Origin of the sequence: Streptomyces sp. NPDC020490, from assembly GCF_044335305.1 — a bacterium.
In the GTDB taxonomy this organism is placed as follows: Bacteria; Actinomycetota; Actinomycetes; order Streptomycetales; family Streptomycetaceae; genus Streptomyces.
Genome location: NZ_JBIRUY010000002.1, coordinates 110,376 through 123,995 on the forward strand (window position 1 = coordinate 110,376; position 13,620 = coordinate 123,995).

Here is a 13,620-nt window from a genome sequence, read left to right on the forward strand (position 1 = left end):
ACGACAAGCCCCCGCAGCCTGGCCGGGCTCGGGGGCGTTGGCCGACGCTTCGAGGGAGCATCGACATGGCGCACAGTACCGCCCGCACAGGCACAGCGACAGGCCTGCCACCGGCCGCCCTCGCCCTCCTGAACCTCCCCGCCATCAGCACCGTCACAGACGGCCAGAAACGCGGCGCCGACTGCGTATGGTGCACCCGCAGCCCGCTCACCGCAGAGACCGCCATCGACTACGGCGAGCAGCTCAGCCCCCTCAGCGACGCCCCGGACAGCGCCCGACAGCGCTGGTACCCGCGCTCCTGCCGACCGTGCACCCGCGATCGGGCGTACCGGGCCCTCCTCGACCACGCGCCCGCCTGCACCGACGGCTGCGCTGACACCGCCGGCTGCGAGATCGGCCGCGCCCTCAACCGGATCATCAGGGAGGCCCGGCGATGACCGGCCGGAAGGGCGCCGCTGACGCCGACGAGGCCGCGTCTCTCGCTGCGGGCCGCGCTGCCGGCTACTGCTCGGCGCCGCGCCCGGGTGGGGGTGGTCGCTGCACCAGGCCCCCAGGTATCCACTCGGACGGGGACCACGTCGACTACTACAACGGCCGCAAGAAGCCGACGGACGCCGAAGGGTACCGCTGGCCCCAGTAGACCCCCGTACCCGGCGCGGCGGTGTGCCGGGCACGGGAATGGCGGCCGCCTCCATGCCGGACAGGTCGGCCGCCGGACCCGCCGCCGGGAACAGGCCCCTGGATCCCGGCGGCGGGTCACCGCACGAGATCCGCCAGCGGCACCTCGAGCGCGTCCGCGATACGGATCAGATTGTCGACCAGCGCGGACTGGTGCCCCTGCTCGATGCGGTTGATGGCCTGCCGGTCCATGCCGGCCGTCTCGGCGAGCGCCTCCTGCGTCAGCCCCCGCTCCCGACGCACGGCGCGGATACGGTCACCGATGGTCCTACGGCGGGCGAGGACCCAGTCGGGTGGCGGGACGGACGGCACCGCTCCACGCTCTCGGGGTCATGATCGCGTGTCTGTATCGCGGACCGTACATTTACAGGCAGGCGGCAGCCGCTTCCACAAGACTCGCACGAGTAAAACACCCGTTCGAGTGACGTGATCGTTGGCTTATTGCCTAACGTGACCACCCGACCGACGATTGCTGCACCCCGCAAGCATCTCCATGCCCAGCCCTGCACAGGTGGCACCTCCAATGACCCACGAGCACTCCTCCGCTCTCACCGACCGGCTCACCGACATCCAGCGCACCCGCGTCACCTTCGCCCACCGCGACCTGGATTTCGCCCGGACCGCCGAACTCACCAACCTCGACCAGGCCGCGCTGATCCTGCTCGTCGAGCGCCTGCGCGGCAGACTCGACGACGCGCTACAGGTCATCGACGAGATCGCCCACCCATCTCTCAGACAGGGGTAAACCACACTGTGGGGCGACACCTACACGCCGAACGGCGTCTTCTACGCCTGGCAGTCCACCGACCTCGCGTCCGGCACCTGGACCGCGCTCGACCAGCGGGCCTACACCCAGCCGGTCAACTCCAAGCACTGCGGCATCACGGCCATCAGCACGGCCGAGTACGACAACCTGGTCGCCGCGTGGGGCACGCCGGCCTGGAACCGCCTCAAGTCCTACAACTACCCGGCACGTTACGTCCGCCACTCCAACTGGGTGGGCCGGATCGACGAGTACCCGGTCGACCCGTACAAGGACACCCTGTGGAAGCTCGTCCCGGGCCTCGCGGACGCCTCCGGGGTCTCCTTCCAGTCGGTCGACTACCCGACGCGGTACCTGCGTCACTACGACTACCAGCTCCGGCTGGACGTCAACGACGGCACGTCGACGTTCGCCGCGGACGCCACCTTCCACCGCACGGCGGGCCTCGCGGACGCGACCTGGACGTCGTTCCGCTCGCACAACTACCCCACCCGCTACATCCGGCACTCCGACTACGTCCTGCGCATCGACCCCGTCTCCACGGCCGCCGAGTCGCAGGACGCCACCTTCCGCGTCGGGTACTGACGCCCGCGGCCCCCGGGACGCGGTGGCGTCCCGGGGGCCGGCGCGCCCGAGGATCCGGCACGCGGAACGGGTCAGGCGCACGGGAGGTGCAGCACGGAGCGGCTGCCCGTGCCCAGGGTGCTGGACTTGACGCCGATGGCGCTCCATACCTTGGCCTGGACCGTGCCGCCGCGCAGGTCGCAGGCGGTGCCGGTGGCGGAGGCGAGCCCCATGCTCTCGGTGTAGTGCTCCCAGCCGGGAATCGGGTCGGTGGCGAAGTAGTGGTAGGTCTCGGTGCGGTCCCAGGTGCCGTCGCCGGTGCAGTCGTAGGAGAGCTGCAACTGGACGGCGTTGCCCACCACGTTGTCGGCGTCGACCGCCAGGTCGAACGAGGTGTTGCCCGCGCCGCGCGTCAGATCCAGTCCGGTGGCAGTGAAGGTGACCGGCTTGTACGGGGTGCCGTCGTGGTTGCTGCCGTCCGCGGAGGGCACCGTGACGCTGCCCGAGTCGCCCTGGGCCGCGGTCAGTTCACCGCCGGCCTGGAAGTACAGGGTCGGTGAGGATCCGCCGCCGGGGGGCGTGCTGGAGCCGGTCGGCGACGGCGAGTCGGTGGGCGTGGGCGAGCCGGTGGGGGACGGGGAGTCGGTGGGGGAAGGCGAGTCGGTCGGGGAAGGCGAGTCGGTCGGGGAGGGGCTGCCGCCGCCCGTGGCGTTTCCTCCGCTCCATTTCTGGGCCCCGGTGGCGACGGTCCGGCCGGCCGGCACCTCGACCGGGGTGCCGTCGGAGAAGTGCACGGTCGCGTCCTGGCTCGTGACGTTGGCGGCGACGTAGGTGCGCTTGCCGTCCTTCACGAAGACGGCCGCCATCGGACTGTCGGCCGTGACCGAGGTGTCCACGGTCCCCAGGGCGGCGAGGTTGCGGATCCAGTGGAAGGTGTGCGCCTTGCTCTCACCCTCCTCGGAGGTGAAGGAGTTGTCGGCGCGGAAGGCGGAGAGTGCGGCGTCGCCGTCGCCGAGGGCCAGGTACTCGTACCAGATGTCGGTCCAGATGGTGGGCCGCGTCTTGCCGCTCTGGTCCAGCATCTCCTGGTAGTTGGCCTTGACGTAGCCCGGGTCGTCGCCGAGGTAGAGGTGACCGCCGGTCACCGGCAACAGGTTGATGCCCTGGATCTGCTCGGGCGCGCTGGAGAACCAGGTCGAGTACGCGCCGCCGTTGCCCCACACCATGCCGACTTCCTTGTGCTTGAAGTCGCCGGGGTAGACGTCGTTCTTCGTGTCGAACCAGTAGTCCTGAATCGCGGCGGCCTGCGTGGTGTACATGTAGATGCCGGCGTCGCGGACGGTCTTGTTCCCGGTGGCGATGCCCCACTGGATCAGCGCGTTGTCGAAGTTTCTGGGGCCAGGCCGCCATGCAGGTCATCGGCCCGATGAACCAGCGCACGGCCGAGAACTTCACCATCGCCGGCGAACTCTACGGCTGGTGCTCCCAGGTCACCGCCGAGGACCTGACCGAGGGATCCGTGGGCCGCGGCATCTTCGACGCCCAGGCACGCGGCGACATCCCACCGGACACGGCCGGCCACATCATCCACCAGTACCTCGGCGCCGGCGTCGACTCGACGATCGCGGCGATCGGCAACATCGTCGCCCTCTTCGCCGCGCACCCCGACCAGCTCGCCCTGGTCCGCGCGAACCCGTCGCTGGTACCGGCGGCGTTCAACGAGGTGCTGCGCTTCTGGCCCCCGGTCAACGCCTGGGGCCGGCGCGCCACCCAGGACGTCGAGGTCGACGGCGCCGTCATCCCGGCCGACGCGCAGATCGCGGTACTGCTCGGCGCCGGCAACCGCGACCCGCGGCACTACGAGAACCCGGACGCCTTCCTCGTCGAGCGCAACCCGGTCGACCACCTGTCGTTCGGCTACGGCCCGCACGGCTGCGCGGGCCAGGGACTCGCCCGCCTGGAGGCCCACGCCGTGATCGAGGCGCTGTCCCGGCGCGTCGAACGCCTCGTCGTCGGCCCCGAGACCCGTGTTCCCAGCAACATCACCCGGAGCATCGAACAGCTCCCCGTCCTGGAGGTGATCCCGGCATGAGGATCGTTCTCGACCGCCCCCGCTGCGAGGGCCACGGCCTGTGCGAGGAGGCCGCGCCCCAGCTCATGCACCTCGACGACGAGGGCGAACTCGTCATCGACCGCGAGGAGTTCGACGAGGCCGACGCCGCCGCGGCGAACGCCGCCGCCCGGGTGTGTCCGGTCGCCGCGCTGAGGATCGTATGAGCGCCGGCACGATCGGCCGCGTCGTGATCGTCGGCAACGGGATCGCCGGGCTCACCGCGGCCGACACCCTCCGCGACGCCGGCTTCGACGGCGAGCTGACCGTCGTCGGCGACGAACCGCACCCGGCCTACAGCCGCCCGGCCCTGTCGAAGGCGCTGCTGCTCGACGGCGACGACCTGTCGTCCCACGAGCTGCCGCCGGCCGGCCACGGGGCGACCGAGCTGCTGGGCGTACGGGCGACCGGACTCGACCTCGACCGCCGGCTCGTCACCCTGGACGACGGCGCGGCCCTGCCGTACGACCGCGTCGTCCTCGCCACCGGCTCCCGGGCCCGACGGCTGTCCGGCCTGCCCGAGGAGCTGACCCTGCGCGGACTCGACGACGCGCTGGCCCTGCGCGGCATGCTGGCCGCCTGGCCGTCGGTCGTCGTGGTCGGCGGCGGCCCGCTCGGCATGGAGATCGCCTCGGGATGCCTGGCCGCCGGCTGCCGGGTCACCCTGGTCTCCCAGGGCCTGCCGCTGATCGTCCAGCTCGGCCCGCACCTCGCCGAGGTCTTCGTGAAGGCCGCGCTGGACAAGGGGCTCACCGTCGTCGAGACCGGGTCGGCTCGGCTCGAACGGCGGTCGGGCGAGGCCAGGGTCGTCCTCGACGACGGCGCGGTCCTGGAGGCGGAGGTGCTGCTGAGCGCCGTCGGTGACGTGCCCAACACCGAGTGGCTCGCGGACACCGGCCTGACCGTGAACGGCACCGTCCCGGTCGACTCCCGCGGGCTGGTCCGCCCCGAGGTGGCGGCCGTCGGCGACCTCGCGGCCTTCCCCACCGCCTCCGGCCTGCGCCGCGTCCCGCTGTGGAGCAGCGCGATCGAGCAGGCGAAGGTCGCCGCGCGGGCGCTGCTGCACGGCGATCAGGCGCCGCCGCTGGAGTTCCAGCCGTACTTCTGGACCGAGCAGTTCGGGCTGACCTTGAAGGCGGTGGGCCACCTGCCGCTGGACGGGGAACCCGCCTACATCGACGGCGGCCCCGGCGGCGGCCCGGCACTCATGCGCTGGTCGCACGCGGACGGCACCGGCGTGGCCGCGGCGCTCGACTACCGCATCCCGATCCCGCGGCTGCGCCGCATGACCCGCCCGGCGGAGTAGGCCTGTGCAGGCCGTGGTACCGGCCGCGGTGCGGGCCGCCGCGTAGGGTTTTCCGCATGCGCGACGACGGAGAGGGCACCACCGGTTCCGGGCTCGACCGGCTGGCGTCGGTCAACCTCAACCTGCTGGTGCCCCTCCTCGCCCTCCTCGAGGAACGCTCCGTGACCAAGGCCGCGCAACGGGTCGGCCTCTCCCAGCCCGCGATGAGCCACGCCCTGACCCGGATGCGGCGCCTGCTGGGCGACGACCTCGTCGTCCGGCAGGGAGCGGGCGTCACCCTGACCCCACGGGCCCTGGAACTGATCACCCCGCTGCGCAGTGCCCTCCAGCAGACGGCGCGCGTGGTGAACTTCCCCTGCTTCGACCCGGCCACGGACGAGCGGGTCATCACGGCCGCCATGACGACCAGCACGGCGTTCGTCATCGGCCCCCGCCTCACCCGGCTCGTCACCGAGCGCGCCCCGCACGCCACCCTGCGCATGCGGACGATCACCGTGCCGACCGAGGCCACCTTCACCGACATGGGCGTCGACGTCGTCCTCGTCTCCGAGGGCCACTTCTCGCCGTACCCGCGCGAACGGCTCTACAACGACCGGGTGGTGGTCGTCGCCTCCCCCGACACGCCCCCGGACGCGACCGCGCTCGACCTCCTGACCACCCAGCCGCACGTCGTCGTCGACACCGACCGCCGCGTCTTCCCGTACTCGGTCCTGGAGGACCAGCAAGTCCCCTACCGCGTAGGCCAGTTGATCTCCGACTTCCTCCTCGTCCCCTACCTGGTCGCCCGAGCCGGCGGCGTGGCCCTCCTCCGCCACCGCGTCGCCGTCACCATGAGCGCCCTGGCCGACCTGCGCATCGAGGAGTTCCCCTTCCCCCTCCCCGGCCTCGGCATCGACATGGTCTTCAACCCCCGCCTGACCGACCAGTACTTCACGGAATGGCTGAGGGGGCTGCTGTTCGAGGCGGCGGGGGAGCTATGACGCCGGGACGGCTACGGCAGCCGGCCGCTCTTGACCGCGCCAACGAAGGAGGCCCACCCGCCGACCGGGAACACGAGCACCGGACCGTGCGGAACCTTGCTGTCCCGCACCGGCACGACGGCGGCGAAGCCGTCGGAGACCTCGACGCAGGCGCCGCCGTCCTGATTGCTGTAGCTGCTCTTACGCCAAGACGCGGCACTCAGGTCGATGGATCGCACGTCGCTTCCTCCAACATCCGCAGACCGTGTCAGTCGCCGAGGCGTCCGCTCTTGACGGCCGCCACGAAGGAGGACCAGCCGCCGGCCGGGAACACGACCACCGGCCCGTGGGGAACCTTGCTGTCCCGCACCGGTACGACGGCGGCGAAGTCGTCGGAGATCTCGACACACTGACCGCCGTCCGAGTTGCTGTAGCTGCTCCTGCGCCAGGCAACGGCGCTCAGGTCGATGGTTCGCATGGCACTTCCTCCAACATGCGCAGGATGTACTTCCGCGACTCATCCGGGGACAGGGCCAAGTCGCGCACCGCATCGTACATTTGCTGGAGATTCTCGACTTGGGCAGCGGTCTCGACAAGGTCGCCCCGGCTCGCGCTCTCAACGTAGGCCACGGCGCGCCCGTCCGGCATTCGCAGGAACATCACGTCGGTGTGCGAGAGGCTGTGAGGTCCCGCGCTATGCGGAAGCACCTGAATCGTCACCGTCGGCCGCTCGGACATCTTGACCAGGTGTGTCAGTTGCTCATGCCAGGCGGCAGTGTCCCTCAACGGAGTGCGCAGAACCGTCTCGGACAGGATCGTACGGAAAGGTGGCGCGTCCTCACCTTCCAACAGGTCACGTCGAGTCAGCCGAGCCTTGACCTGCTGGTCCAGTTCCTTGCCCGTGAGCCGTCCCGCCGCCAGAACTTCCCTCGCGTACCCCTCCGTCTGAAGGATGCCCGGAGGCACACCCACCGCGAAGTGCCACAGGCTCACCGCCTCCGCCTCCAGCGCCATGTACCGCCGGTACCGTTCCCGGAACTGTGTATGGTCTCCGGCCGCCAATTCCCAGAGGGCGAGCAGCAGTCCGGGCGTGCCGTAGTGCGTGTCGAGGGCCTGGACGACCTCCGGGCTGCCGAGCGTCTCGCCCTTCTCCATCTTGCCGAAGAGAGACCAGTCCCAGCCCAGCCGTTCCCCGAGCTGCCGCAGGCTCGTCCCGCTGCCCGCCCGCAGCGTCCTCAGCTCCTCGGCGAAACGCTGACGTGGTTCCTGGCTGCGGCCGGTGACGACGCGTCGCTGCGGCATACGGCTGTCTCCTCTCCGAGAGGCTCGCGTGGACGGTGTGGAACGACCTCCGGGGCGCGGGGAAGCACGGTCCCGACCACAGCCTGGCCGTCCAGATCCTGACGCATTCTCGTAACGCCCGGACTACGCAACGTAATACAGGCAGCGCAGCCGGGTGCCGATATCCACAGGAATGGACCGACAAGGATGACGATGCCCCCCACATCACGACACGCGGAACACGCCACGGCGCTCGACCCGAAGACCCAGGAGGCCGTGGACGCCCGTGACGCCCTCGCCGCCGCGCTCAGCCGGGCCGGCATCCAGCTCCCCGCGATGGACATCCGCACGCCCTGGGCGGACGAGCGGGAGGGCGAGGCCCGGTACGCGCTCGTCCACCTCGGGGTGTGCTCCGCACCCGTGGCCCTGATGCTCGCGGACGCGATCCGGAAAGGGATCGGCACATGACGGAGGACGACGCCGGGGACGCAGACCCGGGCCAACTCCCGGCAGTCGGAGAAGCCGTACGCGACACCGCATGCGACCGGGTCGGCCGGGTCACGGGCCATGAAGGCCCGTACCTTCAGCTCCGGCCGCTGGGCGGTGGCCGCGAGTGGGACGCAGAGCCGTGTCGCGTCCGGGCACTGAGCCAGGACGAACTGCTGAGCGCGCTGCTCGCCGAGGTCAACGCCCGTAGCCGCCAGCGTGCCTGATGCGGGCCGGGCCGCCGTCTACCAGCGGTCGCCGAAGCCGGTTCCAGGCCCGGCGAGGCCAGGGCCCCGAAAGTCGGGCGCCGTGCGGTCCGCGTCCTTGGGCCCGGACTTCCGCCGCAGGAGTTCCTGCGCCCAGGCGACGATACGCGCTGGACGTTCCCCGATCGATGTGTCGTAGTCCGGCTCCCAGTAGTTGCCGTGGTTGTCCAGGGCGGCGTACTCGGTGCCTTTGGCGGCGGGCTTGAGGACCATGCCACAGTGCCCGTAGTGCGAGTCGCCGGCATCGGCGAAGAAGGGGCGGCCGGTTATCTCAAGGCAGCCCTCCAGCACGCCTTGGTGGTGGTAGACGGCGGGAACGGTACACCTGACCCCGCCTACGACAAGGGCGACCGTGCGAGGCTCGGCGCCGTCGGATGTGTGGTCTTGCACAGTGCTCTCTCCCTTGTCGGCTCTGGAGTCCCGTCCCAGAAGGGGCCTTCCGCTTCTCTATGCCGCAACTCTCCGCGTCACCAGCACCATTGGTTCCATGGGCTGGCCCGTTCGGCGGCCGAAGCCTGCGGGGCGGCGACCGCATGCTTCGGCGAGGGGGACGGCGCGCCGGTCGGCAACGCCCACGACGGTCCGGTCGGTCGGTGTCTCAGTCGTCTTCGGCACAGGGTTTCCTGGACTTCGGGTCCGCGGGGAGCAGGTCCACCTCGCCGGGGGTGAGTTCCCGGTCGCCGATGGTGTGGCACAGCTCGCGGTACCAGCGGTCCGGCGCCAGTTGGAGCGGTCCGCCGATGCCTTTGGGGCCGACGTGGAGCACGGTGCTGCCGTCCCTGGAGGCGCCCAGGAAGGAGTGCTGTCCGTCGAGTGCGCTGCCGCTCGGGCCGGTGAAGGAGTAGAAGCTCTCGTAGCCGGGCTTGCCGATCCGGTAGATGCGCACGGCGTTGTTCGCGGCGAGGAGGTAGCGGTCCCCGCCGTCCAGGAAGTTCGCGGCGAACGGTGTGTCCTTCGACTCGGCGACGCTGCGCAGCGGGCCGAGCTCCTTGTGGGGCGGGTCGCCGCGGCGCCAGAGTTCGAAGATCGAGCCTCGGCGCAGGATCGCGAAGTACTTGCCGTGGGAGTCGAACTGGGCGGCGAGGATGTCGTCGCCGGTCTTCACGGTCTCGACGGTGCGTCCGGTGGTGACGTCGACGATGCGGATGCCGGGCCGGTCCAGGACGATGACGCTGATCAGGTTGGGCGCCGGGTAGGGGCCGATCATCAGATCCGCGTCCTTGGCTCCTCCGGCCCGGGAACGGACCATGGCGGCGTCGAAGCGCGCGAGTCGCCGGCCGGTGCGCGGATCCCACTGCTCGACGATGTCCCCCGAGACGGTGAGCAGTTTCCCGTCGCGGTCGAAGAAGTAGTCGAAGTCGTAGGCCGGTTGCCGGCTGCCGCCTTCGCCGCCGGACCCGGCGTCGCCGTTCGAGCCCTCGGAGTCGTCGAGTCGGGGAGGTTCGGCGGTGACGGTGGTGGTGGGGCGCAGCGTGGTGGCGTCGCGGACTGTGACGATGTTCGCGCCCTCGCGGTCGGCGACGAGGCGTCCGGCGCGGTCGAGGGAGAGAGGCTGGGAGCGGTCGGGCACCCAGTAGGGCTTGCGGCGCGGTGCGTCGGCGAGGATGCGGGCGCTGACCTTGCGCGCGTAATACACCCGGATGCGGGAGCCGTCCGCCAGGACGCTGATGGTCTGCCTGCCGTCGGGCGTGAGCAGTTGCTGGGCGACGTCGAGGGTCCAGTTGCCGGGGCGCAGCCGGACGAAACCGATCATCGAGTCGTCGTGCCGGACGTAGTAGAGGCTGCCGCCGGACTCCACGAGCCACGGGCTGCTCTCGGAGAGCAAGGAGGTCGAAGCGGGCAGGCCGTTGCGGGAGAGGACCTTGCCGTCGCGCATGTCGACGACGGTGAGGCCCTGGGCGGAGCTGAGAGCGACGCGGTGGCCGGAGCCGTCGACGGACTGCACGCCGCACATGCCGGATGCGGAGCCCTTGGCCTTCTCCCGGTAGGCGGTGCCCTCGCGCGAGCCGTCGCGGACCCGGTGGACCGTGACCTCGGTGGTCTTGCCCCGCACGTGGCACAGGACGACTCGGGTCCGGTCGCCGGAGAGGTGGATCTGGTCGGCGTCGGCGCGTGCCACGATCCGGCTCCTGCCGGTCTTGAGGTCGAGGGCGAGCAGACCGCCCTTCCGTCCCTGCCCGGGGGCGCGGGACCGCTTGTAGACGGGGACCAGCAACGTCCGGTCGTCGGGGGCCGGCCACGTTCTGGACTCGATGCCCTTGGGCGCCGGGAGGTTCCCGGCGAGGGTGCCGTCAGGGCCGCTGTCCAGGTGCCACCAGACGATGCGTTGGTGCACCTGCGCGGCGATCACCGTGCCGTCGAGGGACATCGCGGGGGTGACGCTCGCGCCGATGCCGATGCCGGGGGCGTCGGGGAGCCGGTGGAGCGGTCCGGCGGGCCGCTTCGCGTCGGGGCGCACCGCGAACCACACGGCCTTGCCGTCGTACTGCACGTAGGCGGCGCGTTTCCCGTCGCCGGAGACCATGACGTAATGGACCTTGCCGGTGGACGGCACCCGCACGGTGCGCACCGATCCGGTCAGGGCGTGCACGAACAGGACGGCTCCGGAGCGCTTGGCCGCCGCGATGACGACATCGCCGTCGCGGCTCTCGTCGAAGACAGTGTCGCCGAGGTCGCCGGAGAGCACCCGGTCGTAATCCCCGGACTGGAGGTACTGGCGCAGCAGTTCGTTCGCGGCCTCCTGTGTGGGGGACGTGTCGTAGGCGGCGAGGGCGAGCAGCGCGGCCCGGGCCGGGTCGATGACCGTGGACTCCTGCGCGGCCTGGGCGAGGGCGCGGGAGGCGTCGAGGGCGGCGCGCTCCTGGCTGCTGCGGCGTTCGACGGCGTAGAGGATGCCGAGTATCAGGGCGAACGTCAGGGCCGTGGCCAGCCCGCCGAACAGGGCCCGGCGCCGGCGGGTGCGGGCGCGGCGCTGGGCCCGGCCGGCGGCCAGGTAGTCCCGCTCGGCCTCGCTCAGGGCCGCGTCGCGGTCCGGCAGCCACTGTTTCGCGCCGGCCATCGCCGCGGTGGTCGGCAGGTGTTCGGGGGCACGGTCCGCGTCCTGCCAACGGTCCATTTCGTGCCGTACGGTCTCCCGCCAGTCGAGGAAGGACCGGTCCTCTGCGACCCACGCGGCGAGCTTGTCCCACTCGCCGATCAGCGCCTCGTGGGTGAGTTCCACGGTCTCGGTGCCGTCGGCGCCGCGGTCGGTGACCAGGAGCCGGGTGTGCGCGGCGAGGCGCTGGGCGAGGCGCCACTGGTCCTCGCCGAGGTCGTCGCGCCGGGCGAGGCGGCGGGTGGCCGCGGCGGCGCCGAGCGGCAGCCGGACCAGATGGGTGAACAGCCGGCGGGCCGTCGCCTCGTCGGCGGGCGGCACGTGCTCGGCCCAGACCCGGTCGGCGTGGTTGCCGAGCGCGCCGGTGACACCGCCGAGTTCGTCGTACGCGCGGTGGGTGAGCACGCCGTTCTCCTGTCGCTGCCACAGCAGGTCGAGGGTGAGGGCGAGGAGCGGCAGGGCTCCGGGTTCGGTGCCGGTGTCGGCGAGGATGCGTTCGGCGAGATGGGGCTCGTAGGAGACGGACGGCAGGGCGTCGACGGGGGCGGTGACGATGGTCCGCAGGTTGTCCTCGCCGAGCGGTCCGATGGCGTGCAGGTGCCGTCCGGTGGCGGGGCCGAGACGCGGGTGGCCGAGGACGGGTTCGAGGAAGTCGGCGCGCAGGGTGGCGAGTACCCGGACGGCGGGCGGCAGGGCATCGGCGGCGAACAGCACGTCGGCCAGTTCCCGCACGGCCTCCGGGGGCTGTTGCAGCAGTTCCTCCAACTGGTCGAGAACTATGAGCAGTTGGTTGCCTTCTTGCGGTTCGAGCAGCCGGTCCGCCGGCCCGGCGATGCCGTGGAGGCGCAGTTCGCCGGAGAGTTCGGGGATGCGTGCCAGTCGGCGGGTCTCGGGCAGGCCGGGTTCCAGCAACGGCAGCAGCGCTGAGGCGAGGGCCGCGAGGGGGCTGCTCCCGGACGCGGGCCGCATGACTACGACGCGGCCACCGCGCGCACGCAGCCGTGGCGCCACACCGGCGAGCGCGAGCGACGACTTGCCGCAACCGGAGGGGCCCACGACAGTGACCCACTGCTGCTCGTCGAGAGCCCGGGCGACCCTGTCGCTCTCGTTCCGCCTGCCGTGGAAGACCGCCGCGTCGGCCTCCTCGAAGGCCTGGAGCCCGCGGAACGGCGAGGGGGGCAGCACGAGCGGGCCCAGACCGGGCCAGGCCGCCACCAGACCGCTGGTGGGGATCAGGTAACCGACCGGCGGCTGACCGGACTCGGCGACGGCGACCATGCCGACCACGCCCGTCAGCCGGTCGTCCCACACGGGGCCGCCACTGAAACCCCGCGACACCGGGTAACCGGCACCGGCGAGATCGGCCTGCACCCAGCCGTCGGCCTGCCGCCCCCGCAGCACGCCCGCGTGCCAGACCCCGCCGGGACGGCCGACGGGCAGCCCGAACGCCCGCACCCGGTGCCCCCACAACCCGCCCCCCGGCTCATCGGCCGGCCCGGCCGCCACCGCCGACGTGTCCCCGTCGACCAATCGCACCGGCCCCGCCCCCGGCAGCGGAGCCGCGAGCCGCAGCACGGCGACATCAGCCGCGCCGGACGCCGCGCCGAAAGACGCGTCGCCCGGAGACCGGGGCGGCACCCACAGTTCGACGACCGCGTCCGAGTGCGGCGGTCCGCCGGACACGAGGGGCAGGTCGACCAGGACCCGCGCACCGGGTTCCGGCGCTGTGCCGGCCGGTGTACCTAGGGCGGCAGAAACGACGTGTGCACAGGTCAGGGCGACCGTTCCGGACACCAGGAAGCCGACGCCGACAGGTTGCCGCCGCGCGTCGAGGATGCGCAGCAGCGCCCTGTCCAGGGCCTTCGGACCGATGGCGGCCGGCTGCCGTGCCAGCTCGTGTGCCGACGTCATCCCGCCGCCCGGTCCGACGGCCGGCGCCGGGTCGAGGTGGCCATGAGATCGCCGGACGTCTCCGCGGTCCGTACCCGGACGGTGTCCGTCATGCCCGGCGGTGCCGCGCCCGGGACGCCACCGGCCACGGACACGGGCGGCTCGAGCAGATGCGCCATGCGGCCCCCTTCAGTCGGTCCTTCAGTCGGTCCTTCACCCGGTT

General features: G+C 71.7%; 17 protein-coding genes and 1 pseudogene. 10 read left to right on the forward strand and 8 right to left on the reverse strand.

All coding sequences use genetic code 11. From position 1 onward, the window contains the following. The first annotated feature begins 65 nt into the window (after positions 1–65). Complete coding sequence (locus ACH4ZX_RS03990) at positions 66–437, forward strand: hypothetical protein (protein WP_398267074.1); 372 nt, start codon at positions 66–68, stop codon at positions 435–437. Next, positions 434–640, forward strand: a complete 207-nt coding sequence (locus ACH4ZX_RS03995) for a hypothetical protein (RefSeq protein ID WP_398267077.1) — start codon at positions 434–436, stop codon at positions 638–640. Before ACH4ZX_RS03990 ends, ACH4ZX_RS03995 begins: the two co-directional genes overlap by 4 nt. Positions 641–756: 116 nt before the next feature. Here ACH4ZX_RS03995 and ACH4ZX_RS04000 read toward each other — a convergent pair whose 3' ends face one another. Continuing rightward, positions 757–990: a helix-turn-helix domain-containing protein gene (locus ACH4ZX_RS04000; RefSeq protein WP_398267080.1), complete on the reverse strand. Its 234-nt coding sequence runs from the start codon at positions 988–990 to the stop codon at positions 757–759. Between the two features lie 211 nt (positions 991–1,201). Here ACH4ZX_RS04000 and ACH4ZX_RS04005 point away from each other — a divergent pair, with 211 nt between their 5' ends. Next, positions 1,202–1,423 (forward strand): hypothetical protein, encoded by a 222-nt coding sequence (locus ACH4ZX_RS04005; protein ID WP_398267083.1) that lies wholly within the window; start codon positions 1,202–1,204, stop codon positions 1,421–1,423. Between the two features lie 6 nt (positions 1,424–1,429). Then, positions 1,430–2,026: pseudogene (locus ACH4ZX_RS04010) on the forward strand (AbfB domain-containing protein); the annotation flags it as partial. 71 nt (positions 2,027–2,097) lie between these two features. Here ACH4ZX_RS04010 and ACH4ZX_RS04015 read toward each other — a convergent pair. Further along, complete coding sequence (locus ACH4ZX_RS04015; RefSeq protein WP_398267641.1) at positions 2,098–3,381, reverse strand: glycosyl hydrolase; 1,284 nt, start codon at positions 3,379–3,381, stop codon at positions 2,098–2,100. 50 nt (positions 3,382–3,431) lie between these two features. On the opposite strand from ACH4ZX_RS04015, the gene ACH4ZX_RS04020 reads away from it, so the two are divergent. The 4 genes from ACH4ZX_RS04020 to ACH4ZX_RS04035 are packed head-to-tail and all read left to right on the forward strand — an operon-like array spanning position 3,432 to position 6,401. Further along, on the forward strand, positions 3,432–4,097 hold the full coding sequence (locus ACH4ZX_RS04020; RefSeq protein ID WP_398267086.1) for a cytochrome P450: 666 nt from the start codon (positions 3,432–3,434) through the stop codon (positions 4,095–4,097). Further along, on the forward strand, positions 4,094–4,282 hold the full coding sequence (locus ACH4ZX_RS04025; protein WP_398267089.1) for a ferredoxin: 189 nt from the start codon (positions 4,094–4,096) through the stop codon (positions 4,280–4,282). Before ACH4ZX_RS04020 ends, ACH4ZX_RS04025 begins: the two co-directional genes overlap by 4 nt. Beyond that, on the forward strand, positions 4,279–5,421 hold the full coding sequence (locus ACH4ZX_RS04030) for an NAD(P)/FAD-dependent oxidoreductase (protein ID WP_398267092.1): 1,143 nt from the start codon (positions 4,279–4,281) through the stop codon (positions 5,419–5,421). The genes ACH4ZX_RS04025 and ACH4ZX_RS04030 overlap by 4 nt, the downstream gene beginning before the upstream one ends. A gap of 56 nt (positions 5,422–5,477) precedes the next feature. Continuing rightward, on the forward strand, positions 5,478–6,401 hold the full coding sequence (locus ACH4ZX_RS04035; protein ID WP_398267094.1) for a LysR family transcriptional regulator: 924 nt from the start codon (positions 5,478–5,480) through the stop codon (positions 6,399–6,401). An 11-nt stretch (positions 6,402–6,412) separates the two neighbouring features. Here ACH4ZX_RS04035 and ACH4ZX_RS04040 read toward each other — a convergent pair whose 3' ends face one another. The 3 genes from ACH4ZX_RS04040 to ACH4ZX_RS04050 are packed head-to-tail and all read right to left on the reverse strand — an operon-like array spanning position 6,413 to position 7,682. After that, positions 6,413–6,619 carry a DUF397 domain-containing protein gene (locus ACH4ZX_RS04040; RefSeq protein WP_398267097.1) on the reverse strand — a complete coding sequence of 69 codons (207 nt, stop codon included), beginning with the start codon at positions 6,617–6,619 and terminating at the stop codon, positions 6,413–6,415. Positions 6,620–6,648: 29 nt separating this feature from the next. After that, complete coding sequence (locus ACH4ZX_RS04045) at positions 6,649–6,858, reverse strand: DUF397 domain-containing protein (protein ID WP_398267099.1); 210 nt, start codon at positions 6,856–6,858, stop codon at positions 6,649–6,651. After that, the gene (locus ACH4ZX_RS04050; RefSeq protein WP_398267102.1) at positions 6,840–7,682 is read right to left on the reverse strand and encodes a helix-turn-helix domain-containing protein; all 843 of its coding nucleotides are present in this window, start codon (positions 7,680–7,682) and stop codon (positions 6,840–6,842) included. The genes ACH4ZX_RS04045 and ACH4ZX_RS04050 overlap by 19 nt, the downstream gene beginning before the upstream one ends. 186 nt (positions 7,683–7,868) lie before the next feature. Here ACH4ZX_RS04050 and ACH4ZX_RS04055 point away from each other — a divergent pair, with 186 nt between their 5' ends. Beyond that, entirely contained in the window at positions 7,869–8,129 is a 261-nt protein-coding gene (locus ACH4ZX_RS04055) for a hypothetical protein (protein WP_398267105.1), read from the forward strand. Then, on the forward strand, positions 8,126–8,374 hold the full coding sequence (locus ACH4ZX_RS04060; protein WP_398267108.1) for a hypothetical protein: 249 nt from the start codon (positions 8,126–8,128) through the stop codon (positions 8,372–8,374). Before ACH4ZX_RS04055 ends, ACH4ZX_RS04060 begins: the two co-directional genes overlap by 4 nt. Positions 8,375–8,392: 18 nt before the next feature. On the opposite strand, the gene ACH4ZX_RS04065 is transcribed toward ACH4ZX_RS04060, so the two are convergent. The 3 genes from ACH4ZX_RS04065 to ACH4ZX_RS04075 form a co-directional block, all read right to left on the reverse strand. Further along, positions 8,393–8,803 carry a hypothetical protein gene (locus tag ACH4ZX_RS04065; RefSeq protein ID WP_398267111.1) on the reverse strand — a complete coding sequence of 137 codons (411 nt, stop codon included), beginning with the start codon at positions 8,801–8,803 and terminating at the stop codon, positions 8,393–8,395. Between the two features lie 208 nt (positions 8,804–9,011). Continuing rightward, positions 9,012–13,418, reverse strand: coding sequence for a trypsin-like peptidase domain-containing protein (locus tag ACH4ZX_RS04070; protein WP_398267114.1), 4,407 nt, complete (start codon positions 13,416–13,418; stop codon positions 9,012–9,014). Beyond that, positions 13,415–13,576 carry a hypothetical protein gene (locus ACH4ZX_RS04075; protein ID WP_398267117.1) on the reverse strand — a complete coding sequence of 54 codons (162 nt, stop codon included), beginning with the start codon at positions 13,574–13,576 and terminating at the stop codon, positions 13,415–13,417. Before ACH4ZX_RS04075 ends, ACH4ZX_RS04070 begins: the two co-directional genes overlap by 4 nt. Positions 13,577–13,620 lie beyond the last annotated feature (44 nt).

Bases quoted from the DNA above. Each gene is read 5' to 3' on its own strand.
- ACH4ZX_RS04005 (WP_398267083.1), top strand. From the start codon at position 1,202: ATGACCCACGAGCACTCCTCCGCTCTCACCGACCGGCTCACCGACATC.
- ACH4ZX_RS04025 (WP_398267089.1), top strand. From the start codon at position 4,094: ATGAGGATCGTTCTCGACCGCCCCCGCTGCGAGGGCCACGGCCTGTGC.
- ACH4ZX_RS04030 (WP_398267092.1), top strand. From the start codon at position 4,279: ATGAGCGCCGGCACGATCGGCCGCGTCGTGATCGTCGGCAACGGGATC.
- ACH4ZX_RS04055 (WP_398267105.1), top strand. From the start codon at position 7,869: ATGACGATGCCCCCCACATCACGACACGCGGAACACGCCACGGCGCTC.
- ACH4ZX_RS03990 (WP_398267074.1), top strand. From the start codon at position 66: ATGGCGCACAGTACCGCCCGCACAGGCACAGCGACAGGCCTGCCACCG.
- ACH4ZX_RS04020 (WP_398267086.1), top strand. From the start codon at position 3,432: ATGAACCAGCGCACGGCCGAGAACTTCACCATCGCCGGCGAACTCTAC.
- ACH4ZX_RS04075 (WP_398267117.1), bottom strand. From the start codon at position 13,576: ATGGCGCATCTGCTCGAGCCGCCCGTGTCCGTGGCCGGTGGCGTCCCG.
- ACH4ZX_RS04045 (WP_398267099.1), bottom strand. From the start codon at position 6,858: ATGCGAACCATCGACCTGAGCGCCGTTGCCTGGCGCAGGAGCAGCTAC.
- ACH4ZX_RS04035 (WP_398267094.1), top strand. From the start codon at position 5,478: ATGCGCGACGACGGAGAGGGCACCACCGGTTCCGGGCTCGACCGGCTG.
- ACH4ZX_RS04060 (WP_398267108.1), top strand. From the start codon at position 8,126: ATGACGGAGGACGACGCCGGGGACGCAGACCCGGGCCAACTCCCGGCA.
- ACH4ZX_RS04050 (WP_398267102.1), bottom strand. From the start codon at position 7,682: ATGCCGCAGCGACGCGTCGTCACCGGCCGCAGCCAGGAACCACGTCAG.
- ACH4ZX_RS03995 (WP_398267077.1), top strand. From the start codon at position 434: ATGACCGGCCGGAAGGGCGCCGCTGACGCCGACGAGGCCGCGTCTCTC.
- ACH4ZX_RS04070 (WP_398267114.1), bottom strand. From the start codon at position 13,418: ATGACGTCGGCACACGAGCTGGCACGGCAGCCGGCCGCCATCGGTCCG.